The sequence below is a fragment of the Yinghuangia aomiensis genome (assembly GCF_039542225.1).
In the GTDB taxonomy this organism is placed as follows: Bacteria; Actinomycetota; Actinomycetes; order Streptomycetales; family Streptomycetaceae; genus Yinghuangia; species Yinghuangia aomiensis.
The window spans coordinates 87,951-109,511 of sequence record NZ_BAABHS010000016.1 but is presented as its reverse complement, the minus strand read 5'-3'; the positions used below and the strand labels follow the sequence as shown (position 1 = coordinate 109,511).

The following is a 21,561-nucleotide window of genomic DNA, read 5'->3' as shown; positions in this document are numbered from 1 at the left end:
GGCACTCCAGAGCTGTGGGGGCCGCCGGCAGTCTCCGAACCTCTCAACGTCGGACTCGGGTACACGGCAGACGAGCTCGGTGGCCGCCGCCCGGGTCCTGGACGTGGGAATGCCGGTCAACAGGACACCGGCGATACCGAAACCTACCGTTATGGGATGACTTCTACGGTTTCGCGATCTGCTGCTGAGCTTGCCCTGCCGGTTGCGGGGGAACGGATGACGGACGACTACTGCCGCACGGTGGGCCGTTTGGCGTACCTGTGGGGGTGGCCGCTGGTCAACATGCACAGCCGGCTCTCGATCATGGAGCAGGTCCCGGAGCCGGGCCTGATCGGCGGCATCATCCCCGCCGGTCCGCCCGGCACGGCCGGGATGCTGCACGACTACATCAGGCCCGAGGAGCGCATCGTGGCCTGCCCGAACCAGGACGTCGTCTACGGATTCGGCATCCTGGACGCCCGCCGCGGGCCGTCGGTCGTCCAGGTCCCCGACTTCGGCGGCCGGTTCTGGGTCTACCAGGTCGTCGACCAGCGCACCGACGCGTTCGCGCAGCTCGGCGCGATGTACGGCACCGAACCCGGCCACTACCTGCTCGCCCCCACGGGCTGGGACGGGCAGGTGCCGGACGGCATCAAGGGCGTGTTCCGGTTCGACACCCGGATCGCGGTGTGCATCCCGCGGGTGTTCATGAACGACACCGACGCCGACCGCGCGGCGATCCAGCACTCGATCAACCAGGTCATGGTCTACCCGCTCGCCGAGTACACCGGCGCCATGCGCACCACCGACTGGTCCCAGGCCCCCTCCTTCCCCGCCGGCGACGCCACCGCGGGCGAGCAGGAGACCCAGTGGGTCGACCCGGACACCTTCTTCGACCTGCTGCCCGCCGTCCTGGACGAAGTGCCCGCCCGTCCCGGCGAGGAAGCCCTCTACGGCATGTTCCGCTCTGTCCTCGACGATGCGAGGAACCACCCGGAGACCGCGGACGTACTGCGTGCCACGGCCAAGGACGCCAACGCCACGCTGATGCACGAGCTGTTCGAGTTCCGCAACATCGGCGTCCCCCTCGACCACCACTGGAGCACCCAGCGCAACGGCGCGGCGTTCGGCGGCGACTATCTGTCGCGCGCGGCGATGGGCAAGTCGAACATCTTCGTCAACACCCCGTCGGAGACCGCGTACTTCTACCAGGACCTCGACGCCGACGGCGAACTCCTCACCGGCGAACACACCTACACCCTCACGTTCGCACCGGGCGCACTGCCGCCGGTCAAAGGCTTCTGGTCCGTGACGCTCTACAACGAGCACCACTTCTTCCACCCCAACGAACTCGACCGCTACTCCCTCGGCACCAAGAACACCAGCCTGCAAACCGGCGACGACGGATCCCTCACCCTGCACGTCGGCAGCCGGCGCCCCGCCGACGACCAGGTCCCCAACTGGCTCCCCGCACCCGGCGGACGCTTCGCGCTCTTCCTGCGCGCCTACTGGCCCGACCCCGCAGCCCTCGACGGCACCTGGAAACCCCCCGCCGTCACCAAACACGCATGACCGACCCGCGCCGTTCCGGAACGGCGGCCACCGTCGACTCCACCCTCGTCAGCCCGACGCGGCGCACTCCTCCGCCTCCGCCAGGTACCGCGCCACCGGGCCCAAGGTGAGCATTCCGCTTCCCGCACCGGCGTGTTCCGCGCGGGCGTCACGCAGGGCGGCCACCGCCCCGGCGGCGATTCCGGGCTCGCCGAGGCGTACCGCTGCGCGGGCGGTCAGACACCACAGGGCGTCCTGCATGTGGTCACGCGGCGGCGCGGGCACCGCGGCCAACGCAGCCCGGGCTTCCTCCCCGCGGTCCTGGGCAAGCAGAAGGAGAGGCGTTGCCCAGGGCCGGTACGGGCCCCAGTCGAGGTACGGATCCGTGGGCGCCGGCCGGTCGTGCAGCAGGCGAAGCCCCAGGAGCGCGAGCGGGAACAGGCCGCGGTGCAGCCCCGGCATCCCGGCTGCCTGAAGTGCCTCCTCGGCGGCGCGGTAGCGCGCTGCCGCGATGGCGGCGGTCGGCCCGCCCGGCTCGGTGCTGCGCGCGGCCGCGGCCCGGGCCCGGAACCACCCGGTCAGGACAGGGACCAACGGCGCCTCCGCGGCGGCGGCGAGCCGGTCGACGGCATCGGCGTGCACAGCCGCGGCGTCGAGGTCGCCCATCGCCGACGCGGACTGCAGCCGGATCAGCCGGCCGAGCACGGCGAAGGTCGGCAGCTCGTGCCGGCCGGCCAGGTCGAGGATCTCCACGCCGGTACGGTCCCGTACCGCGGCGAGACCGGGACGGGTGAAGGACTGGAGGAACACCCCGTTGAGCGCGAACGCCAGCAGCGCGGGATCGGCCACCTCCCGCGCCAGCTCCTCGGCCTGACGCGCCGCCTGCTGCGCCCGCGCGAGCTCGCTCTCCGCGAGGTCGGCGGTACGGCTCTCGACGGCGACCGTCGCCAGCAGGCGGGCGCGCAGGTCCGCGGGGCCGTCCGGGCCGAGCCCGGCAAGCGTGCGCTCGGCGGCCGCGACCACGGCACGGGATTGCTCGGGATCGTCGGCCCGGCTCCACAGCGCGGGCACGTCGTAGGCGCCGATGATCCGCGCGGTCAGAAAGAGGTCTCCCGTGCGCTGCGCCGCCCGGATCGCGGCGAGACGGTCGCGCCGCGAGCGGACCAGCGCGTCGCCGCCCGCCGGCGCGAGGGTGCGGGCCAGATCCACGGTGGTCCGCGGGCCGAGCCGGACACCCGGACCTCCCCACCCGGCCTCCGTCCCTTCGGACGGCACGGACCCGTTGAGGATGTCCGTCTCCAACCGCCGAAGACCCGCGCCGGGATCGAGTCCGAGCTGGTCGACGAGCATCGTGCGGGCGCGGCGCAGCGCGGCCAGCGCGTCGGCCCGGCGGCCCGCCCGGTACAACGCGCGCGCCAGCAGCTCCCAGGCCGGCTCACGCCACGGGTGCTCGGCGACATGGGCACCCAACTCGGCAACCAGGTCGGCCCCTTCGCCCGCGTCGAGGAGGATCCGCGCACGCAGCTCCACCGCCTCCAACCGCAGCTCCTCGAGCCGGGTCCGCTCACGCTGCGCCCACACGGAACCGGTCACGTCCGCGTACGCGGGTCCGCGCCAGGCCGCGAGTGCCGCGGCGAGGCCTGCCACCGCGTCGGGGCTGCGGCGGGCGCGGGCCAGGGCGTCTTCGAACCGGTGGACGTCCACGTCCTCGCGCGGCAGGCGCAGCGCGTACCCGGGGCCGTCGGTGACGATCAGACGCGGCGGGGTTCGGGGCGGCCGGTCGGGTTCGAGGGCGCGGCGCAGCGCGGCGACGAACGTCCGCAGCGCGCCCACGGCGCGGGCGGGCGGGTCGGCCCACAGGTCGTCGACGAGGGTGTCGGTGGTGACCGTGCGTCCGTCGGCGGCGACGAGCCGGGCGAGTACCTCGCGGTGGCGGGGCCCGCCCAGGTCGACGGTGCTGCCGTCGTCGCGCAGGGCCCGCACCACACCGAGGACGTCGATTCGCATGCCCCCATCCTCCGTGCCGGGGCCGGGTCGCGCCGCACGGTACTGATCGGCTGCTGATCGCCGTCGCGGACGCTGGTCCGGTCAGCCACTCCCGACCGACAAGGACGGTCCGACATGACGCTCGCTCTTCCCGGCTTCGACCACGTCCGCGTGCCCGGTGCGGACGGTGTGGAGCTGGCTGCCGCCGTCGGCGGCACCGGCAGCCCGCTCGTTCTCCTGCACGGCTTTCCCCAGACCCACCTGATGTGGCGGCACGTCGCCGAGCGGCTCGCCGGCGAGCACACGGTGATCTGCCCCGACCTGCGCGGCTACGGCGCGAGCGGCAAGCCGGCCGCCACCGGTCCCGAGGTTTATGCGAAGCGGACCATGGCCGCGGATGTCGTGGCGCTGGCGGCGGCGCTCGGGCACGAGCGGTTCGCGCTCGTCGGCCACGACCGCGGTGCCCTGGTCGCGTTCCGGGCCGGGCTGGACCATCCCGAGACCGTCACGCACCTGGGCATCCTCGACGTGGTGCCGACGCTCGACATGTGGAACGTCCTGCACGGCGTCTCGGCGGCGGTCGGCTACCACCTGTTCCTCATGGCGCAGCCGCCCGGCGTGCCCGAGGCGATGATCGCCGCCAGTGCGGAGGTGTTCTTCGGCTCGTTCCTGGACGCCTGGGCCGGCGACCCGGCCGCCCTGCCCGAGGACGTGCGCGCCGAGTACCTGCGCGCGAGCGCCGCGGCCGTCCCGTCGATCGTCGCGGACTACCGGGCCTCGGCCGGCATCGACATCGCGCACGACCAGGCGGACCTGGACGCCGGGTCGCAGCTGGCCATGCCCGTCACGGTCCTCCAGCAGGACTGGGGTGCGCAGCTGGGCTACGACGCCGACGGCGTGTGGAAGGCGTGGGCGCCGGACCTCGACCACCGGCTGACCCGGGCCGGCCACTTCATGGCGGAGGAGGCCCCGGACGAGATCGCGGCGGCGATCCGGGACTTGCTGCGCCGCTGAGGGGGGCGTGCTGCGGGTGGCTGCGGTCGCGCCGTGCGCTTGCGAGGGACGCGTCGAGAGCGTTTCGCGGCCTCCCGCGGCTCGGTGCGTCGCGCGCTGAGCGGTTCCTGGAGAAGCCCCTATTTACGTAACGCAGATCAGCCGCCCGCGAGTGCTGTTACGAAACGCGCAACATAGCGGGAATTATGTTGCACGCCAGTGGAGCGGGGCTGGATGGGTGCTTCGCCCTGATTTGGGGGTTTTCCGGGTCGTTAACGTCTTGCTGTTAACGGTAATTCGATAATTAGGGTGCGTGGAGCCCGGTTGAACGTCGCCGCGATGTCCCGCCTCGCACGCGGTGACGCGACCGGCGTCGCGTCGGCTACTGCGCCACGGTGCTGTGCGGGTGGTCGTGCGACGTGGGGCAGCTGTAGATCTGCATCCCGCAGACACGGCCGAAGTCGACCAGCGTCGGCACGTGCGCGGGGCGGCTGTCCACCTGGCGTTCGTCCGCGTCTTCGAGCGGGCGCCAACTGTCGTTGCCGTCCCATTCGGTGCTGTCCACGTAAGGGCTGCATGACGGCCTCGCACACGCCGCAGATCTCCGGCGAGGGGTCGCGGAAACTCCACGGCCCCCAGCCGCCGAGCTTCCAACCCGTCGCGACGCTCCCCCGAGCACTTCGGCGGCGAGTACTGCCACCGCTGCCGCCCGCGGTGGCAGGCCGCCGACGGCTGCCGGGAGTGCTTCACCTGGGGCACCGAGCGCCGTCAGGGCGAGTGCCGGGTCTGAACTTCGCACATCCGCAGGCACCCGGTGAGCGTCTGCTCGGTGTGTCGGCTGTGCTGTCACCAGGCGCAGGGATGCCCCCGCGCACCTGGCGGCCACCAGATCTTCGGACCGCCGCGGTCACCGGACAGCAACTGTCTTCAGCGACATGGTCCGCCGTGTACGGCTGGCGTCGCGTCCGCGCTCCGCCGGCCATGACCGCACCGGTCCGGATCACAAACCGAGGTTGGACGCAGCCTCGGCTGTTCGACAGTCCACGCGACATAAGGCCGGTCGTCTTCGGTGAAGTCGACCCGAGGGAACCGGAGTTCGCCCGCTACCTGATGTCCCGTGCCGACGATGTCGCCGACGCCCGCGGCTGGAGCGACGGGCTCCGCTCGTGTGTCCGCGACAGCTTGTACCTGCTGGCTTCGGTCCACGACTCCTCGGAGCGCATCAAGGCATCCACCGTGCTCACCTTGCACCGCCTCGGCGTCCGCCGCTCCGTCCACCACACCTTGGAGGTCTTGCTCGACGACGACCGCCCCGACAGCCTCGCCCAGTGGATCAGCCGCAAGCTCGAAGGGCTGGCACACCGGCCCTGCAGATGGTGGTGGCGCTCGCCGGCATCCACGTCCCCCACCCGAGGGACGTCCGCGCCCTGCCTCTCCACACAGTTGACCTGCACAACGACCTACTCGTTTACCAAGGCATCGACCGGCCCCTTGACGACTGCACGCGGTTTGACCAGCACGGCAAACACGGCCGCCTCGCCCGGCTGCAGAACGGCGACAGCCCTCTTGTTGACAAGCCCGGCGTACTTCACGAATGCCACATCCCCACCCCACAGGTCAGCTCCCTACCTGCGCGGAGGAATACGCCCGCCTGCGAACCAGCCTCAGTCAAACCCGCCTCAGCACCACACCCCACCAACCGGTCTCGGCGAGCAGGCCGGGTACGTCGATGGCGGGGGATGGTCCTGGGCGCGATGTCGTACCGCCGGGCGACCGCCTTGACCGCGGTGCCGGCCTCGTACGCGTCGACGACGTCGGCCGCTTGGTCCGGGGCCAGTGCGGCGGGGCGGCCGAGCGTGGGGAGGCGCAAATGCGGTGCGGCACGATTTCAGACCTCCACCACCCCCACGGGCCGTAGGGCAGATTCAAGGGCGTCGGAGCCCGCTTCTTCTCCGTCGGCGGCTACACCGCCGGGTCGGTTGAGCAATGTACGGGGTGCGCCGCCCCTCGGTCGCGTGCATCTGCGCTGCCCTGGGAAGCGGTCGGCTGTATAGGGTGGTCGGTCATGGCTGCGGACGCGGAAACGATCGACCCCCGGGATGCCGAGAGACTGTATCGGCAAGCGTTGGTGAGAACATCTATGGGTTCTCGTAGATCCAAATCCGGCGCAAACAACAGCAATGTTCCCATCAACGGCCTTTGCATCCGCATCGCCAAAAATAACGATTGGGTTCCCATGACCCAGTCACCGTACTCCGAAAGCGTGATCCATCATCTCCTGGAAAACCTCCGAGGTGACGTCCCCAGCCTCTTGTACACAGACCCGCACGGCCGCTTCATGATCCAGAAGTGGGAGCAGGTGCAGCAGCTGTCCCGCTTCGCGACGGACCCCGGAACGAGAAGGCAAAACTACGACAGAATCCCGCGCCGATACTTTGAGCGAGTCGCGCACCTTTGGAGGCGAATACAGGAAATACCCGTCGTCACACCGGCGGACGCACGCCTCCCGTCTGCGCTTGGCACAATGTTGGAGAAGTTCGGCCCACCCGACTCGAACCCTCCTGCCCACATGCCGGCGACGCACGCGGAATACAACGATCTCGTGGCTCGTGACGTCGCCGCTCGATTTCAGATGATCAGAGAGATCAATCCTGAGTGCGTCGACTACATGGCCGGCAGGTTCGGCTACCCCGAACACCCGGAACGGTATGTCGAATCCGCCCTGGAAAACATGGCCGAAACTCCGCTGGCCCTCGCTCACGCGGACTTGCATTCCCAAAATTTAGGTGTCAAGAACGGTCGGGACTGGGAGCCGTTCTTCTTTGATCTCGAATCCGTCGGCCCGATGCCCCCATGCCGCGCGGTGGCGACGGTGATCGTCGGAGGCGACGACCTCAGTGAGTCCAAAACGTCCGAAATCATCGCAGTTCATGAGCAAGCGGCCCCTCGCCACCTGCAAACGAACTTCCGCCGGGATGTTCAGGCATGGGTGCAGGCCAACGCCATTCAGACAGCCATCCAGAGATTCCAAAACACGGTCGAAGCCGTGGAAAGGAATGCGGGACGTTCGTCTCTCGGGCTCGTCGTGGCCAAACAGGCCCCGTGGCTTGCATTCCGGGTGAACTCGGTTTCCGGGTTCTGGGGCGCGCCCCGTGTGGATGAAAAATTCGTCGCAGATACGTTGCGAACCGCGGCGGAGATATGCGGGTCCGGGAAGAAGAGCTCGCTCGCCGTCGCTTACGGATTCGGGCCGGCCTTGGGGACCCGCACCACCCTGGCCGTCACGCCTGATCGCCGCCCCGCACCGCCGCCGGCCCAGCGCTATCAGCGCGCGCCGACCCTCGGGCTCCGCTTGTCCCGCATGTGATGACAAGGTCTCGAATGGCTCTGCCTCGCATTCGGCTCTGCCTCGCAGCTGCCGCAGGCGCCGTGCACATCGTCGGCACGTTCACACCGCCCCGGGAAATCGTCCGACCCGCGCCGGCCGCCACTGGCTCGACCTCCCCTCACCGATACCGGCGCGCCCGCAGAACCGCCCCCGAGCAGCACCGCGGGTTCAACCCCGACCACACCCGCCCCGCGACCTGGCTCGGACCGGCTACCTGAACCGGTCTCGCGTCGGAACCGGGGTCTCGTAGCAGAACGGCGGCGCCTGGGATGGGTGTTCGGGCATTCCTCCGCCGGTGGCGGGGCGACGACGGGCACGCCGGGTACGACGGCGTCCTGATCGGGTTGCCCGGTGCACCGGTCCACTTGGGACGCGGGCGCTTGCAGAGGGGTGCTGACGCCGCGCGGCCACAGCCACGCAGCGAACCGGGGAGTAGCACGCTACGAACCTTGGACACACAGCCCGGCGACGCCGACTCGGCGTAGACACGCGCCCACGAGCGCACCCCACTCCCGACCGCACGCGGTGCGCGGCCACTGTCAGCGTTCAATCCTGGGGATTCTGCGTCGGCCCCCGCACGCTCCGCATGTTTACGCGGCATGTTTACGCGCCGAGGGCGGGACCGTTACGGCGTACGTCCGTCGTCGGCGTCTGACCTGCGGTGATGTGCACGGCAGCGCCAGGCTGTACGAGCCCGCCGTTTTGCGCGCTCCCCGCACCGCCGGACAGCACGGCGGCCTCTTGATGCGGTGTCCCAGCAGCGGCGGTCGGTCGGGGTGCTGCCAGGGGGGTGGGCCGTAGCGCGTCGGGAGTGAGTTGTGATCCGTTGGCGAAGAGCTGTTCGCCGGTGACGATGCCGCTGATCCGGTGCGGTTCGGCGGGGTTCCAGATCGTGTCGGTGACGAGCACTGCTCCCAGCTCCCGCTTTCCGCTCAGCGGATAGCTGCCGTAGTGGTCGGAGATCTCCTGCCGGACATGTTCGTCGGAGGAGTGTCCGGCCCGTGCGCGAATGACGTGTCCGTCAGGTGTGGTGGTGGCGGTCCGGTTCGGATTGTGCGACAGCCGGGGGTGCTCGCTGAAGTCGCATGCGGTCACGGACTGGATGTTGGAGCGCCGAAAGTACTGCGCGACGCGGAGCATGCCCGAGGTCCGCGGGGTCGCTCGCGCGGCGCGGGCCCGGGACGGTGACGGGGTGTGGGAGGTGGAGGCGGCTGGCCATCATGCCAGTCCCTTGCCGTCGAACCCCGGGACATCACCCGACCAGCCCAACGAACCAGCCCCCACCCGGAAACGGCGGACACGGCGGATGCCGGAAACCTACCCACGGGTTACTTTTCCCCTGGTGTCCGAGCTAGGGCTCCGGGGCCGAAGCCTCCACACGCGAGCTGCTGCAAGCAGCCCACCGCCTCGCACGCCTGCGTCATGAGCGATGCGTCGAACCGACCGCATGACGACGGCCGTACGGTCCGCGGAGGAACCGGACGCGGGCTCATCCGGGTCGCGCCGGTCGGTGTCCGCCAGCCTTCGGGGGTGCATGCCAATGATCGACTTGTAGGTTGATCGCCATGACTTCCGCATGGCCTTCGCACCTGCCTGTCGGTGCGGTCCGCTTCGCCCGGCCCACCGCCCGCTACGACGCCGTCGTCGCCTTCTACGAAGACGCGCTCGGCCTCCCGGTGCTGGGCCGGTGGCGGGGCGACGACGGGCACGCCGGATACGACGGCGTCCTGATCGGGCTGCCCGGCGCAGCGGTCCACCTGGAGATCACCCAGCACGGCAACCCGCCGCGCATCCCCGAACCCCACCCCGAGAACCAGCTCGTCCTGTACCTGGCCGGCGCGGAGGCCGTCGCCGACGTCGCCGCGCGCCTGCGGGAGCATGGGCACGAGCCCGTCGAGGCCGCCAACCCGTACTGGCCGGAACGGGGTTGCGTCTGCTTCGCGGACCCCGACGGCTGGGTGGTCGTGCTCGCACCGTGGGTGTTCGGCGTCGACCCGGTCCCGGCCCCCGTCCCGGCCTCCGCGAGCTGAACCGCCGCGCGCCGGGGGCCGGGACTACGAGGCTCGGCTCCCGGCGAAGGCCTGACGCCAGACCGGGCTGGCGAAGTAGTGGTTTGTCGTACGTCTGCGAGCTGTCCTTTGCGAGCTGTCCTTGATGTCCTGGACGGTGGCCTCGCCGCGGTTGACCCGCTCCAGCAGCCGGTAGTAGTCGAACCGGTGCAGGCCCGGGGTGAAGACGACGAGCATGTCGCCGGTCGCATCACCGGGGCTCCTCGTTCGGTGCTGTTCTGTGCGCTGCGTCGTCCACGGCTCCAGGAGCGCTCCGGACCCGGACGAGGGGGTAATCCGACCCCGGTTCGGTGGGTCAAGTGACGCACCTGGTCGATGGCGGACAGGGGTGCCGGAACCGATCGGGCGTCACCGCCGCGGCTCCTCCGTCTCCTTCGTCTCCTTCGCTTCCGGCGCGATTTTGGCGGCTACCGCGTCGAGGACCCAGTCCAGGCCGACCGCGAACGACTCGTCGGCTTCGATGTCCGTGCCGTCGTACACCAACTTCGACAGTGCCGGGAAGCGGCCCGTCTCCAGCATCTTCGCCAGGCGCGGTCCGGACGCGCGCTGCCACTCGTGCGTGGACAGGCCCGTTTCCCGTTCGGCGCGCAGGTTCGCGATCTCGCGCCGGATCGCGCCGGTGAAGTACGCGCTCACCGTCTCCACCGCTCGCATCGCGGTGTCGACGTCGGTGAGTCCGTCGAGCGCGGACAGCGTGGACTCGGCTACGGCAAGTCCGTTGGGGCCCAGTGCCGGACGGCCGCCGAGCAGGTCGGCCAGCCATTCGTGGCGCAGCGCGGCCTGCCGGGTGCGGTGGGCGTGCAGCCGCAGTGCTTCGCGCCAGTCGCCGGGCGGGTCGGCGGGGAGGATCTCGGCGTAGACCTCGTCGAGCATGAGGTCGAACAGTTCTTCCTTGGTGGCGATGTAGCCGTACAGGCGCATCGGGCCGGCGTCGAGCCGGGCGGCGACCTTGCGCAGCGACACTTCGGAGAGGCCGCCTTCGTCGGCGAGCGCGAGGGCGGCGGCGACGATGCGTTCGCGGTCGAGCGGCGCGGGTCGGGTCGGCGGCTCGGGGCGGTCCCAGACAGTCATGGTCTCACCGTACTGTTGCGATACGCCGTCCCGTGAAAATACAGTGTATCGCTATGAGACAGCGCATCGCCGTGGTCGGCGGCGGCCCGGGCGGACTGACCCTCGCCCGCGTCCTCCACCGGCACGGCCACCCCGTCACCGTCCTGGAACGCGACCCCTCCCCCGATGCCCGTCCCCCAGGCGGCACCCTCGACCTCCAGCAAGGCCTCGGCCAACTCGCCCTTGACAAAGCCGGGTTGCTGGCGGACTTCGGAAAGCTGGCGCGGCCCGAGGGGCAGGCCATGCGCATCCTGGACCCGAACGGCACCGTCCTGCGCGACTGGCGGCCCGGTCCCGACGACCACGCCAACCCCGAGATCGACCGCGGACAACTGCGCGACCTGCTGCTCGGGCCATTGGAGGTCCGGTGGGGCCACGGCGTGACGCGGGTGGTGCCCGGGGGCGGGGACGGCGTGGCGGTCCACTTCGCGGACGGGCGGCAGGAGGCGTTCGACCTCGTCGTCGGCGCGGACGGCGCCTGGTCCCGGGTCCGCCCGGCGGTCTCGCCGGCGCAGCCGAGCTACACCGGCGTCACCTACGTCGAGGCCGCCCTCGACGACGTCGACACCCGCCACCCCGACCTCGCCCGGCTGGTCGGCGACGGCTCGGTGGTGGTGTTCGGCGTGAACCAGGCGCTCGTCGGACAGCGCAACAGCGGCGGCCACGTCAAGGTGTACGCCCAGTTCCGCGCACCGGCGGACTGGCATGCGGGACTTGACCTGTCCTCCGCCGAGGGGGTGCGGTCGCGGCTGCTGGCGAGGTACGGCGGCTGGGCGGACCCCGTCCTCGACCTGCTGCGCCGCGGCACCGGTTTCGTCCACCGTGCGCTGTACGTCCTGCCGGTGTCCCACACCTGGACCCACGTCCCCGGCGTGACGCTCCTCGGCGACGCAGCCCACCTGATGCCCCCGCTCGGCGCGGGCGCGAACCTCGCGATGGTCGAGGGCGCCGAACTCGCCGAGGCCATCGTCGCCGGGTCCGGCGACCCGGACACGGTGGTGCGCGCGTTCGAGCAACGGATGTGGGAGCGGGCCGGGCGGTGGGCACGGATGACGACGGCCGGGCTGGAACGCCTGGTGGGCCCGGACCCGGCGCAGGCCGTCGCGGTCTTCGACGACGTGCACGCGTCCTGACTTCGTCGACTGCGTCGACCTCGGCGATCAGCCTTCGGCCGGGCGGCTCTTCCTGTGCCGCCCGGGTCCGGAAGACTGCACGCATGACATCCGCTCCCTTGGAACGAACGGACCACACGGTGGCCTTCGCCGCGGCGTTCCCCCGGTTCCTCGCCGACGACGTGCTCGTGGTCGCGTCGACGATGCCGCCGCACCGGCTCGCGCCTGCGTTCCCCTTTCCGGTCAGGGTCGCCGGGGAGGGCGTGGCGATCCCGGAGCGCGTGTACAACGACGAGCCGGACGCTGCGCTGACCGCGTCGTTCTCGGCGCGGCAGCAGACGGTGTTCCACTGTCTCTACTCGCGGCACCACGACGGGCGGGTGCGCCAGCGGCACGTCGAGCAGATCGTCGCGCTGGCGGAGCCGTGGGTCGTGCCGTTCGTGGTGCGGTTGGTCGGCGAGTACGTGGCGGAGATCCAGCGCGTCATCTGGGACGGGCTGGTCGACATCGACATCCCCGGGACCGCGCAGCACGACGTGTACGGCGCGTTCCTCGCCGCGAACCCGGCGTTCCTGCAGCGGACGCGGCAGCAGGTGGCCAGCTACTGGGACTGCTACTACCGCAACCGGTGGCCGCGGAAGTACTACCCGGGGACCGTCATCGTGGAATCGCTGTGTGATGCCGCGCGGCATTCCGCCGACCGCGGGGGTCCGGCAGCGGTTCGGTGACGCGACGCCGGGGCGGGAGAGGACGGCGCTCCGGCAATGGCGCGCCTGCGCGGTGTGCTGGACCGTGCCGCGTGCGTCGTGATCGCCGAGGGGGTGCCGCACGAGGCCGAGGCCGGCCGTCGGGGCTGCGCGGATCGTGGTCTCCGGTGCCGAAATCGCGGACTCGGCGCGTGTGCCGGCCATCGTGGACGGCGGGACCGGTGACCGCTGCCCGACCGGATGCGGTTCCGGGTGCGCCGCGGCTGCTGCGGCGCCGAGTCGTCTGCCTGACCGCGGCCGGCCGCGGCGGCCGCCGTGCTGTCGTGCTTGGTGGCCGCCGCGGGTGGTCGTCCCGGCACGGACTTGTGTCAGTCGGTGGCGTCCGGGGCGTCCGGTTCGGGGCTCTCCGCCAGCTCCTTGATGCGCAGCAGGCGGGTGTCCCAGGAGCGGCCGATGCGGTCGAGTTCGCGGGCGAGGGCACCGAGGCGGGCGCCGATGGCGAGGTGGACGACTTCGCGGCCGCGGTGTTCGGACTCGATCAGGCCGACGTCGCGCAGCACGTCGAGGTGCTTGCCGATCGCCTGGCGGCTCACCGGCAGGACCTTCGCGAGTGCGGACGCCGACTGGGGGCCTTGGCCGAGACGGGTGAGGATCTCCCAGCGCGTCGGGTCGCCGAGCGCGGCGCATATGACGGGGAGTTCGGCGGTCACGGCTGCGCCGTCGGGGCGGGGGCGGACTTCTCGACGAAGGTCTTGGCGGCGGCCAGTTCGATGAGCCAGCCCTGGTCGTTGCCTTCGCGTTCCTTCAGCCATGCGGCCGGGTCGTCGGCGAGGCCGGAGAACCCGCTCTCCAGGACGCGCAGCGTCACGCCGCCGCCGTCGCGTTCGTCGATCCAGAACTCGACGAGGGTCGAGGGCGCGGGCTCGCCCCGGTACGGGGTGCCGATCCAGCGGAACGCGGCGTAGCGCGGCTTGTCCAGTTCCACCGTCCGGAAGCGGAACTCCCCCAGGGTGGGGTGCCGGACGACGGCGACGTCGCCTTCGTAGCGCAGGTCGGGTTCGGCGTCGACGGCGCCGTCGTTGACGTACCAGCCGGGGCGCGCGATCAGCTCCCAGACGCGCTCGGGCGTGCCGTCGATGTCGATCTGCCGGGCGATCGTGTCCAGCTCGGCGAGTTGCTCGTCGGTGTGGGCGGCGTCGTCGTTCACGGGTTCCTCCTTCACGCGTTCCCCGTATCGATCTGCAATCCCACGATTGCACATCGCGCATCGGACTGCAATCTGCGGGTTGCAGTAGCGTTGCGCGCGTGTGGTTCGGCCGTCGTGGTGGCGCTGCGTCGACGTCTTCGGCGTTCCGGTGCGCCGGTTCCACGTCGCGGGCCCCGCCGGTCCCGAAGCGGAGCGGCTCAGGGCGCAGCGGGATGCGGCGATGGCCGCGATGCCGCCGAAGCGCGTGTTCCGCAGGGACGGCGACCGGTTCGTCGAATCCGGCGGGGTGTGGCGCGAGGCGTTCGCGAGCCGGGGATCACCGCGGCGGCTCGGCCACCGGGCGCTCGCCGGCCTCCGCGTCCGCACCGTCCCGCTTCCGCCGGTAGTGGCTGCGGCCCTTGGCCGCGTTGCCGCAGGTGGCCATGTCGCACCAGCGGCGGCGGCCGGCCCGGGAGGTGTCGACGAAGACCCAGCCGCAGCGCAGTCCGGGGCAGACGCGCGTGCGTTCGCGGGGGAGGGCGCGGAGCAGGTCGAGGGCACGCAGCGCGAGGTCGTGGGTGAGGTAGTCCAGTCCGGACGTCGCCACGTCGAGCCGCAGGTGCGGGGTTCCGCCGTCGAGGGCGAGGCGGGACCGGGCGGCGGCCTGCTTCCAGTGGCTCTCGACGCGGACAACGGACTCGGCGTCGGGCGGAAGTTCCCCGGGAGCCGGGGCGGCGGCCCCCGCTGCGTCTTCGTTGCCGTGGACGACCGCCACCAGCACGTCCCGCACGGCCTCCCGCAGGTCCCGGATCCGCTCCAACGCCCGCGCCGCCGCGCCGGGCTCGGCGTCGGCCCGCGTCCGCAGTCCGGTGAGGACGTCGGGAGCGAACTCCCCGGTCAACGCCGCCCATTCCAGCAGGCGCGGGTAGCCGTCCAGCCAGTCGACCGGCTCCGCGTCGCGGGCGGTGACGGTGTTGAGCAGGTCGACGACGACGTGTCCGCCGACCAGGTCGCGGGGCTGGAAGCTGTGCGCCTGGATGGTGCCTGTCACGTGCGGCCGCCTCTCGTGCACTCGTCCGGCCTCCATGCTCTCGCGCACGCGGGCCTGTCGGCCCTTGCCGCCCTTGCGCCAAGCTTTCCAACCGGTGTACTGATGTTATCCGGTTAGATTACACCCGGCCGTGCCGAAAGGACCCCCATGCCCGTCGACCTCATCACCGCCCCCTGGAACCTCGGCCTACGCCCGCCCCGCCCCGGCCGCCACGAACCCGGAACCTGGCGCGCCCCGCAGACCCTCCGCGCCGCCGGCCTCGACACCCGGCTGCGCCCCGCCCGGGTGGTGGAACTCGACCGGCCGCCCTACGCCTTCGACCCGCAGCCCGCGACCCGGATCCGCAACGGGGTCACCCTCCGCGAGCACACGCTGCGCCTCGCCGACGCGGTCCACGCCACTCTGGCCGAGGCCGGCCGGTTCCCTGTCGTGCTCGGCGGGGACTGCAGCATCCTGCTGGGCTGCCTGCTCGGGGCCCGGCGCGGCGGACGCTGCGGGCTCGTCCACGTCGACGGCCACAGCGACTTCCGGCACCCCGGCAACTACGACGCGGGCGCGGCACTCGGTTCGGCGGCGGGCATGGACCTCGCCTTGGCCACCGGGCGCGGCGAACTGCTCCTGACCCACTGGCCGCAGGTCGGCCGGCCGTTGGTCGCGGACGAGGACGTCGTCCAGGTCGGCGACCGCGAGGACGAAGAGGTCCCGCCCGTCACCCGGTTCACCGCGCAGGAGATCCAGCGGATCGGCATCGCCGAGCTGGGCGAGCGCGTCGCCCGCCGCCTGGCCGAGCGCGGGCTGGAGCGTGTGTGGCTGCACGTGGACCTCGACGTCCTCGACGAACGCGTCCTGCCCGCCGTCGACACCCCGGGCCGCCCGGGCCTGGACTACGGCCGGCTCGCCCGCCTCGTCGAGACGCTCTTGGGGACCGGCCGTGTGATCGGCCTCGACGTGTCCGTCTACGACCCCGAACTCGACCCGGACGGCACCCACGCCGCCCGCATCGCCGACTGCCTGGCCACCGCACTCGCCCCGGTCACCGCCGCGGGGAGCGCCGCATGAAGACCCTGTTCGCCGACGGCCCCGATCCCCGCTACGCCCCCGAGATCGACGAGTTCGGGCGCCTGGCCGGGGCGTGGCGGACCCGGATCACCTGCCATCCCACCGACGGCGCCCCGCCGTATTCCGTCAACGGCGCATCGGAGTTCGGCTATGCCCTCGACGGCCGCGCCGTGATCGACGTGTGGCGCCGGCCCGCCCGCGAAGACGCCCCCGCCGATGGCCGCGCACCCGACCAGGAGTCCGGGCTGTGCGTCCGCATCTGGGACCCGCGGCTGCAGTTGTGGCGGTTCACCTTCCACGGCACCGCCCACGGCGACGCCGTCCACATGTACGCCCACCGCATCGGCGACGAGATCGTGATGGAACGCGCCCACGGCGGCACGCTCGTCCGCTGGATCTTCGCCGATGTCACCGCCGACGCCTTCCACTGGCGCAACGAGCGCTCCACCGACGGGGGACACACCTGGCACCTCGACCAGGAAGTCCACGCCCGCCGCCGGTGACGACGCCGCGCCCGCACCGGCCGGCCGACGGCGCACCCGCCGTTGAAACCCCCGCGCACCCCGGCTACCTTGAGCCCCCGACACCACATGTCGAATATTCGACATGTACGGCAATGCGGTCCGCCCGAGACACCACCGGAGCCCCCATGACCACCCCCACACCCGACCGACTCGCCGACATCGAAGCCCTCAAACAGCTCAAAGCCCGCTACTTCCGGTACATGGACACCAAGGACTGGGCCGCGCTGCGCACCGTCTTCACCGACGACGCCCGCATGGACATCGACGGGTTCGGCAGCGACGGCGGCGACGCGATCATCGCCTTCATGTCCGGCGTCCTCACCCCGCTGCGCACCGTCCACCACGGCCACATGCCGGAGATCACCCTCACCGGCCCCGACACCGCCACCGGCATCTGGGCGATGTTCGACTACGTCCAATTCCCCGCCGACGGCGCACCCCAGGGCTTCCACGGCTACGGCCACTACCACGACGAATACCGCAAGCAGGACGGCACATGGCGCATCGCCTCCACGACCGTCGCCCGCCTGCGCATCGACCCGCTCCCCGGCGGCCTCCCGCAGAACCCGGCCTGAGCACACCCGGCCCCGGCCCCGGGACGCCGCCGGCGGGACCGCACGCCCCGCCGGCGTGCGGCCCGGTGCCGGAAACGGCAGACCCGCACGCGAACCCCGGCCGCTACGCCCCCGCCGGCCACGTCGACAACGCCCGGTGCAGCGCGTCCACCACCTCCGGCCACGACTGCGCCGGACTGCGCGCCGCCAGGAAACCGCCGTGCGACTCCACCAGGACGAACCCGTGGAACGCGCTGCGCAGCAGCCGCGCCGCATCGGTCACGGCCGGCTCGGTCAGCCCGTACCCGCGCAGCAGCGCGTACGTCGCCTCGATCCCGCGCAGGTCGCCGCCCAGCTCCGCCCAGCGCCCCGGCGCCATGGCCAACTGCTGCGCCTGGTAGCGGCCCGGATGCGCGAGCGCGAACGTGCGGTACGCGTCGGCGAACGCCATCAGCGCGTCACGGCCCGAGCAGCCCATCAGCGCGGCGCCCACCCGGTCGGCCAGTTCGCCGGCCGACCGCACCGCGACACGCTCGCGCAGGTCCTGGAGGCTGCGGATGTGCGAGTACAAGCTCGCGTCCTTCACCCCGAACCCACGCGCCACCGCCGACACCGTCACCCGGTCGAAACCCGCCTCGTCCGCCAGGTCCGCGGCCGCCTCGACCACCCGCTCCACCGTCAGCCCCGCACGTGCCAACACCGCCCCCTTCGCCCGCCGAAGCATCCGATCGCCCCGGCCCACACCAACCTAACCACAAAAGCCATTTGCCTAGGACTCCTAGGAAACTCTAACGTCACCCCCATGCAACCCCTCACCGACCGCGACATCCGCGCCAGCTTCGTCAACTGCACCCAAGGCGAAGCCAAACGCCTCCACACCCCCCGCGACCTCCCCCAACTCCCCTGGGACGACCTCGACTTCCTCGGCTGGCGCGACCCCGCAGCCCCCGACCGCGGCTACCTCGTCACCCCCCACCACGACACCACCGTCGGCATCGCACTGCGCGCCACCACCAACACCCGCACCTTCCAACACCGCGGCCTGTGCTCCATCTGCCTCACCACCCACCCCGGCAGCGGCGTCGCCCTCATGACCGCCCGCAAAGCCGGCCGCCCCGGCCGCGAAGGCAACTCCGTCGGCATCTACATGTGCACCGACCTCGCCTGCCCCCTCTACGTCCGCCGCATCAAAACCACCAAAGCCGTCGGCGGCCGCGCCACCGAATCCCTCACCCTCGACGAACAGATCACCCGCACCCGCGACAGACTCACCGCCTTCGTCAACAAAGTCCTCACCTGACACCCAACCCCCCACCGCAACCACACGAGCCTGCCAGACTGAGGCGATGACCCCCACACCCCCGCCCGCCGACCGAGACCTCTTCACCGCCGCACTGCGCCTCGCCCACCACGCCGCCCGCACCGCCGCCACCGCATTCCTCGACGGCGCCTGGACCGGCGGCCGCAAACCGGACGGCACCGAAGTCACCGACACCGACCGCGCCGTCGAAGAACACCTCCGCCGCGAACTCGCCCGCCTCACCCCCGACGACACCATCCACGGCGAAGAAGCCGGCACCACACCCGGCACCAGCGGCCGCCGCTGGACGATCGACCCGATCAACGGCACCGGCTACTTCACCACCCGCACACCCCTGTTCACCACCGACCTCGCCTACCAGGACGACCACGGCCCCGCCCTCGGCATCGTCACAAACCCGCTCGCCCGCCAAACCATCGCCGCCGCCCGCGGCCACGGCTGCTGGATCCTCGAAGGCCCCGAACCCGACCTCACCACCGCACGCCCCGCCCACGTCACCACCCGCACCCACCTCACCGGAGCCCGCACCCAGGCCCACAACATCGCCGGATGGCCCGAACCCCTGCTCACCACCCTCCACCACCGTGTCCACCTCACCCACTCCACCGGCATCACCGCCGCCCTCGTCACCGGCCACACCGACGCGGGCATCATCGCCGGACCACCGATGGGACCAGAGGACCTCGCACCGATGGCAGTGATCGTTCCCGAAGCAGGCGGACGGATCACCGACCTGGACGGCAGACCCGTCCTGGCGGGAGACACCAGCGTGCTCGCGACCAATGGGCCTTTGCACGACGCCTTCCTCACCTTGATCCGAGGACTGCCGCACCGCCGACAGCTACCCGGCGCCACCGCCCCCACCACCACCGACCACCAGCCCGGGCCACACACACCAAGCAGACACAAACACACCTACAAAACGCTCCTCCACAACCCCCACCGGCCCAAGCCCCCACCCCCCACGCCACCCCATACGATCAACCCGCCATGACCAACCACCCAGCCCCCACCCCCCTCGGGCCCATCCGCACCTACCTCGCCATCGGCGACTCCTTCACCGAAGGCATGTCCGACCCCGACCCCCACAACCCCCACGCCTACCGCGGCTGGGACGACCTCCTCGCCACCCGCCTCGCCGCCACCAACCCCGGGCTCCGGTACGCGAACCTCGCCGTCCGCGGCAAACTCATCCGCCAAATCACCACCGACCAAACCCCCCACGCCGCCACCCTCACCCCCGACCTCACCACCCTCGCCGGCGGACTCAACGACGTCCTCCGCCCCCGCTGCGACCTCCCCGCCGTCAAAGCCACCCTCGAACAAGCCGCCGAAACCCTCGCCGCCCACAGCGGCCACCTCGTCCTGTTCCGCAGCACCGACCCCACCCGGCGCCTCAAATCCAGCGCCCGCCTCATGCCCCGCATCGAACAACTCGTCGACTTCGTCGACGAACTCGGCACCCGCCACCACGCCACCGTCGTCGACCTCTTCACCGCACGCGCCTTCGACGACCCCCGCCTCTGGGCCACCGACCGCCTCCACCTCAGCACCGAAGGCCACCGACGCGTCACCGAAGCCGTCAGCCAAGCCCTCGGACTCCCCCACGACCCCGACTGGGCCACCCCCCTCCCACCCGCACCCCCCACCCCCTGGCTCACCCAACGCAAAGCCGACGCCCACTGGGCCCGCACCCACCTCGGCCCCTGGATCGGACGCCGCCTCACCGGCCGCTCCTCCGGCGACAACCGCCCGCCCAAACACCCCCAACCCACCCCCTGGCCCCCCACCCCCGCAAACTGACCCGCAACAACCCGCCTCAACCCGGGTAGACCCCCTAAGAACCACCGTCCGCCACACCCCGGGGGGCCACCCGTGACCGGACACCACAAACTCCACACCACACCCACCGACGACGAAGACGCCATCGACGTCCCCAGCGACCTCATCGACTTCTACTGGCACCACACCGCACCCCGCGAACGCGCCCACGCCGCCGTCCGCGCCGTCGGCGCACTCGACAACACCGCCGGCGAATTCCGCTGCGCCGCCTGCACCTCCACCCGCGTCCACCGCGACGTCATCGGCGACCTCGTCTGCGCCGAATGCCAAGCCCGCTGGCGCCCACCCACCACCGCCGACAGCCCCACCTGCCCCGCCTGCGGCTCCGGCAAAGTCAACAAAACCGGCTACGGCGACTGGGTCTGCCGCGACTGCTCCCGCCAATGGCGCCCCGACTGACCCGACTCCGCGCCGTGGCCCTCGGACAACTCCGTCCGCCAAGGCATGCCAGTTGACGGAGGGCCTTCAGGACCCGTTCGGAGTTCTGATCAACACCTGCAGCGCCTTCACAAAACGCGCCGCATCCTTCTCGCCAAGCGGGGCGAGGAACTCGCGTTCCGCCGCCTCGCGGGCGTCCTCCGCATCGGCCCGCACCTCTGTGCCCAGCTCCGTCAACTCAACGACGTTGCGGCGGCGGTCCTCCCCACTGCGGCGCCGCTCCACCAGCCCCTTGCCCTCCAGCGCATCGACGAGCGCAACCATCGTCGTGCGGTCCACGCCCAGCCGCCGCGCGGCCTCCAGTTGCGACAGCGGGCGGCCGGCCGCCAGCACCGCGAGCACCGCCAACTCCCGGGCGTCCAGCCCGAACGGGGCGAGTACGGGCCCGGCGTGCTTGGCCAGACGAAGCTGCGCGTGCTTGAGCAGGTATCCCAGTCGGGTGCCGAGCAGTTCCTCGGCCGCGGCCCCGTCGTCGTCATTCTCCGCCATCCCAAAATCTTAACCGCCCCTGATAGTCAGCAATACTGACGATCATCTAAGGTGATGGTCGTGATCATTGATGCGCCCCACGGCACGCTCCGCTTCGGCGTCAAGACGACGCCCATGCACCTGGCCTACAAGGGGTAGCACCCGAATACGCCGGAAAGGGGCCGTCATTGCTGACGGTTCATCAGTTGAGTTCCGGACCGCC

25 protein-coding genes are annotated in these 21,561 nt (G+C 71.3%); 13 read left to right on the top strand and 12 right to left on the bottom strand.

What is annotated here, in order from left to right:
* The first annotated feature begins 216 nt into the window (after positions 1-216).
* On the top strand, positions 217-1,551 hold the full coding sequence (locus ABEA93_RS22645) for a DUF1254 domain-containing protein (RefSeq protein WP_345677516.1): 1,335 nt from the start codon (positions 217-219) through the stop codon (positions 1,549-1,551).
* Positions 1,552-1,599: 48 nt separating this feature from the next.
* Here ABEA93_RS22645 and ABEA93_RS22640 read toward each other — a convergent pair whose 3' ends face one another.
* Positions 1,600-3,537 carry an AfsR/SARP family transcriptional regulator gene (locus ABEA93_RS22640; RefSeq protein WP_345677515.1) on the bottom strand — a complete coding sequence of 646 codons (1,938 nt, stop codon included), beginning with the start codon at positions 3,535-3,537 and terminating at the stop codon, positions 1,600-1,602.
* A 114-nt stretch (positions 3,538-3,651) separates the two neighbouring features.
* Here ABEA93_RS22640 and ABEA93_RS22635 point away from each other — a divergent pair, with 114 nt between their 5' ends.
* Positions 3,652-4,530 carry an alpha/beta fold hydrolase gene (locus tag ABEA93_RS22635; protein ID WP_345677514.1) on the top strand — a complete coding sequence of 293 codons (879 nt, stop codon included), beginning with the start codon at positions 3,652-3,654 and terminating at the stop codon, positions 4,528-4,530.
* 361 nt (positions 4,531-4,891) lie between these two features.
* Here ABEA93_RS22635 and ABEA93_RS22630 read toward each other — a convergent pair whose 3' ends face one another.
* From ABEA93_RS22630 to ABEA93_RS42160, 3 genes are all read right to left on the bottom strand, one after another.
* Positions 4,892-5,074, bottom strand: a complete 183-nt coding sequence (locus ABEA93_RS22630) for a hypothetical protein (RefSeq protein WP_345677513.1) — start codon at positions 5,072-5,074, stop codon at positions 4,892-4,894.
* An 895-nt stretch (positions 5,075-5,969) separates the two neighbouring features.
* Entirely contained in the window at positions 5,970-6,110 is a 141-nt protein-coding gene (locus tag ABEA93_RS22625; RefSeq protein ID WP_345677512.1) for a hypothetical protein, read from the bottom strand.
* Positions 6,098-6,379, bottom strand: coding sequence for a helix-turn-helix domain-containing protein (locus tag ABEA93_RS42160; protein ID WP_425585046.1), 282 nt, complete (start codon positions 6,377-6,379; stop codon positions 6,098-6,100). The genes ABEA93_RS22625 and ABEA93_RS42160 overlap by 13 nt, the downstream gene beginning before the upstream one ends.
* Positions 6,380-6,574: 195 nt before the next feature.
* Here ABEA93_RS42160 and ABEA93_RS22620 point away from each other — a divergent pair, with 195 nt between their 5' ends.
* The gene (locus ABEA93_RS22620) at positions 6,575-7,876 is read left to right on the top strand and encodes a hypothetical protein (RefSeq protein ID WP_345677511.1); all 1,302 of its coding nucleotides are present in this window, start codon (positions 6,575-6,577) and stop codon (positions 7,874-7,876) included.
* 624 nt (positions 7,877-8,500) lie between these two features.
* On the opposite strand, the gene ABEA93_RS22615 is transcribed toward ABEA93_RS22620, so the two are convergent.
* Positions 8,501-8,992, bottom strand: coding sequence for a hypothetical protein (locus tag ABEA93_RS22615; RefSeq protein ID WP_345677510.1), 492 nt, complete (start codon positions 8,990-8,992; stop codon positions 8,501-8,503).
* Positions 8,993-9,462: 470 nt separating this feature from the next.
* Here ABEA93_RS22615 and ABEA93_RS22610 point away from each other — a divergent pair, with 470 nt between their 5' ends.
* Positions 9,463-9,927, top strand: a complete 465-nt coding sequence (locus ABEA93_RS22610) for a VOC family protein (RefSeq protein WP_345677508.1) — start codon at positions 9,463-9,465, stop codon at positions 9,925-9,927.
* A gap of 24 nt (positions 9,928-9,951) precedes the next feature.
* On the opposite strand, the gene ABEA93_RS22605 is transcribed toward ABEA93_RS22610, so the two are convergent.
* Together ABEA93_RS22605 and ABEA93_RS22600 are read right to left on the bottom strand one after the other, a co-directional pair.
* Complete coding sequence (locus tag ABEA93_RS22605) at positions 9,952-10,143, bottom strand: hypothetical protein (protein WP_425585045.1); 192 nt, start codon at positions 10,141-10,143, stop codon at positions 9,952-9,954.
* 171 nt (positions 10,144-10,314) lie between these two features.
* Positions 10,315-11,037: a TetR/AcrR family transcriptional regulator gene (locus ABEA93_RS22600; protein ID WP_345677507.1), complete on the bottom strand. Its 723-nt coding sequence runs from the start codon at positions 11,035-11,037 to the stop codon at positions 10,315-10,317.
* Positions 11,038-11,090: 53 nt separating this feature from the next.
* Here ABEA93_RS22600 and ABEA93_RS22595 point away from each other — a divergent pair, with 53 nt between their 5' ends.
* Complete coding sequence (locus ABEA93_RS22595) at positions 11,091-12,209, top strand: FAD-dependent oxidoreductase (protein WP_345677506.1); 1,119 nt, start codon at positions 11,091-11,093, stop codon at positions 12,207-12,209.
* An 83-nt stretch (positions 12,210-12,292) separates the two neighbouring features.
* Positions 12,293-12,916 (top strand): hypothetical protein, encoded by a 624-nt coding sequence (locus tag ABEA93_RS22590; RefSeq protein ID WP_345677505.1) that lies wholly within the window; start codon positions 12,293-12,295, stop codon positions 12,914-12,916.
* A 347-nt stretch (positions 12,917-13,263) separates the two neighbouring features.
* Here ABEA93_RS22590 and ABEA93_RS22585 read toward each other — a convergent pair whose 3' ends face one another.
* The 3 genes from ABEA93_RS22585 to ABEA93_RS22575 form a co-directional block, all read right to left on the bottom strand.
* Complete coding sequence (locus tag ABEA93_RS22585; RefSeq protein ID WP_345677504.1) at positions 13,264-13,605, bottom strand: ArsR/SmtB family transcription factor; 342 nt, start codon at positions 13,603-13,605, stop codon at positions 13,264-13,266.
* Positions 13,602-14,102 carry an SRPBCC family protein gene (locus ABEA93_RS22580; protein ID WP_345677503.1) on the bottom strand — a complete coding sequence of 167 codons (501 nt, stop codon included), beginning with the start codon at positions 14,100-14,102 and terminating at the stop codon, positions 13,602-13,604. The genes ABEA93_RS22585 and ABEA93_RS22580 overlap by 4 nt, the downstream gene beginning before the upstream one ends.
* 316 nt (positions 14,103-14,418) lie before the next feature.
* Positions 14,419-15,132 carry a CGNR zinc finger domain-containing protein gene (locus ABEA93_RS22575; RefSeq protein WP_345677502.1) on the bottom strand — a complete coding sequence of 238 codons (714 nt, stop codon included), beginning with the start codon at positions 15,130-15,132 and terminating at the stop codon, positions 14,419-14,421.
* Positions 15,133-15,279: 147 nt separating this feature from the next.
* Here ABEA93_RS22575 and ABEA93_RS22570 point away from each other — a divergent pair, with 147 nt between their 5' ends.
* The 3 genes from ABEA93_RS22570 (at position 15,280) to ABEA93_RS22560 (ending at position 17,290) form a co-directional block, all read left to right on the top strand.
* Positions 15,280-16,191: an arginase family protein gene (locus ABEA93_RS22570; protein ID WP_345677501.1), complete on the top strand. Its 912-nt coding sequence runs from the start codon at positions 15,280-15,282 to the stop codon at positions 16,189-16,191.
* Positions 16,188-16,694, top strand: a complete 507-nt coding sequence (locus ABEA93_RS22565; protein WP_345677500.1) for a hypothetical protein — start codon at positions 16,188-16,190, stop codon at positions 16,692-16,694. Before ABEA93_RS22570 ends, ABEA93_RS22565 begins: the two co-directional genes overlap by 4 nt.
* Before the next feature lie 146 nt (positions 16,695-16,840).
* Positions 16,841-17,290, top strand: coding sequence for a nuclear transport factor 2 family protein (locus tag ABEA93_RS22560; RefSeq protein ID WP_345677499.1), 450 nt, complete (start codon positions 16,841-16,843; stop codon positions 17,288-17,290).
* Between the two features lie 103 nt (positions 17,291-17,393).
* Here ABEA93_RS22560 and ABEA93_RS22555 read toward each other — a convergent pair whose 3' ends face one another.
* Positions 17,394-17,966, bottom strand: coding sequence for a TetR/AcrR family transcriptional regulator (locus tag ABEA93_RS22555; RefSeq protein ID WP_345677498.1), 573 nt, complete (start codon positions 17,964-17,966; stop codon positions 17,394-17,396).
* A gap of 105 nt (positions 17,967-18,071) precedes the next feature.
* Between ABEA93_RS22555 and ABEA93_RS22550 the strand changes: the two genes are divergently transcribed.
* From ABEA93_RS22550 to ABEA93_RS22535, 4 genes are all read left to right on the top strand, one after another.
* A complete protein-coding gene (locus ABEA93_RS22550; RefSeq protein WP_345677497.1) occupies positions 18,072-18,569 on the top strand; it encodes an FBP domain-containing protein in 498 nt (165 codons plus the stop codon).
* A gap of 46 nt (positions 18,570-18,615) precedes the next feature.
* The gene (locus ABEA93_RS22545) at positions 18,616-19,584 is read left to right on the top strand and encodes an inositol monophosphatase family protein (protein ID WP_345677496.1); all 969 of its coding nucleotides are present in this window, start codon (positions 18,616-18,618) and stop codon (positions 19,582-19,584) included.
* A complete protein-coding gene (locus ABEA93_RS22540) occupies positions 19,581-20,393 on the top strand; it encodes an SGNH/GDSL hydrolase family protein (RefSeq protein ID WP_345677495.1) in 813 nt (270 codons plus the stop codon). The genes ABEA93_RS22545 and ABEA93_RS22540 overlap by 4 nt, the downstream gene beginning before the upstream one ends.
* Positions 20,394-20,465: 72 nt before the next feature.
* Entirely contained in the window at positions 20,466-20,831 is a 366-nt protein-coding gene (locus tag ABEA93_RS22535) for an eL43 family ribosomal protein (RefSeq protein WP_345677494.1), read from the top strand.
* 66 nt (positions 20,832-20,897) lie between these two features.
* Here the strand turns inward: ABEA93_RS22535 and ABEA93_RS22530 are convergent, their stop codons facing one another.
* Positions 20,898-21,359, bottom strand: a complete 462-nt coding sequence (locus ABEA93_RS22530; protein ID WP_345677493.1) for a MarR family winged helix-turn-helix transcriptional regulator — start codon at positions 21,357-21,359, stop codon at positions 20,898-20,900.
* Positions 21,360-21,561 lie beyond the last annotated feature (202 nt).

Excerpts from the sequence above, each read along its gene's own strand:
- ABEA93_RS22540 (WP_345677495.1), top strand. The coding sequence starts at position 19,581 with ATGACCAACCACCCAGCCCCCACCCCCCTCGGGCCCATCCGCACCTAC.
- ABEA93_RS22570 (WP_345677501.1), top strand. The coding sequence starts at position 15,280 with ATGCCCGTCGACCTCATCACCGCCCCCTGGAACCTCGGCCTACGCCCG.
- ABEA93_RS22595 (WP_345677506.1), top strand. The coding sequence starts at position 11,091 with ATGAGACAGCGCATCGCCGTGGTCGGCGGCGGCCCGGGCGGACTGACC.
- ABEA93_RS22620 (WP_345677511.1), top strand. The coding sequence starts at position 6,575 with ATGGCTGCGGACGCGGAAACGATCGACCCCCGGGATGCCGAGAGACTG.
- ABEA93_RS22565 (WP_345677500.1), top strand. The coding sequence starts at position 16,188 with ATGAAGACCCTGTTCGCCGACGGCCCCGATCCCCGCTACGCCCCCGAG.
- ABEA93_RS22590 (WP_345677505.1), top strand. The coding sequence starts at position 12,293 with ATGACATCCGCTCCCTTGGAACGAACGGACCACACGGTGGCCTTCGCC.
- ABEA93_RS22610 (WP_345677508.1), top strand. The coding sequence starts at position 9,463 with ATGACTTCCGCATGGCCTTCGCACCTGCCTGTCGGTGCGGTCCGCTTC.
- ABEA93_RS22605 (WP_425585045.1), bottom strand. The coding sequence starts at position 10,143 with ATGCTCGTCGTCTTCACCCCGGGCCTGCACCGGTTCGACTACTACCGG.
- ABEA93_RS22645 (WP_345677516.1), top strand. The coding sequence starts at position 217 with ATGACGGACGACTACTGCCGCACGGTGGGCCGTTTGGCGTACCTGTGG.
- ABEA93_RS22530 (WP_345677493.1), bottom strand. The coding sequence starts at position 21,359 with ATGGCGGAGAATGACGACGACGGGGCCGCGGCCGAGGAACTGCTCGGC.
- ABEA93_RS22545 (WP_345677496.1), top strand. The coding sequence starts at position 18,616 with ATGACCCCCACACCCCCGCCCGCCGACCGAGACCTCTTCACCGCCGCA.
- ABEA93_RS22600 (WP_345677507.1), bottom strand. The coding sequence starts at position 11,037 with ATGACTGTCTGGGACCGCCCCGAGCCGCCGACCCGACCCGCGCCGCTC.
- ABEA93_RS22550 (WP_345677497.1), top strand. The coding sequence starts at position 18,072 with ATGCAACCCCTCACCGACCGCGACATCCGCGCCAGCTTCGTCAACTGC.
- ABEA93_RS22640 (WP_345677515.1), bottom strand. The coding sequence starts at position 3,537 with ATGCGAATCGACGTCCTCGGTGTGGTGCGGGCCCTGCGCGACGACGGC.
- ABEA93_RS22560 (WP_345677499.1), top strand. The coding sequence starts at position 16,841 with ATGACCACCCCCACACCCGACCGACTCGCCGACATCGAAGCCCTCAAA.
- ABEA93_RS22635 (WP_345677514.1), top strand. The coding sequence starts at position 3,652 with ATGACGCTCGCTCTTCCCGGCTTCGACCACGTCCGCGTGCCCGGTGCG.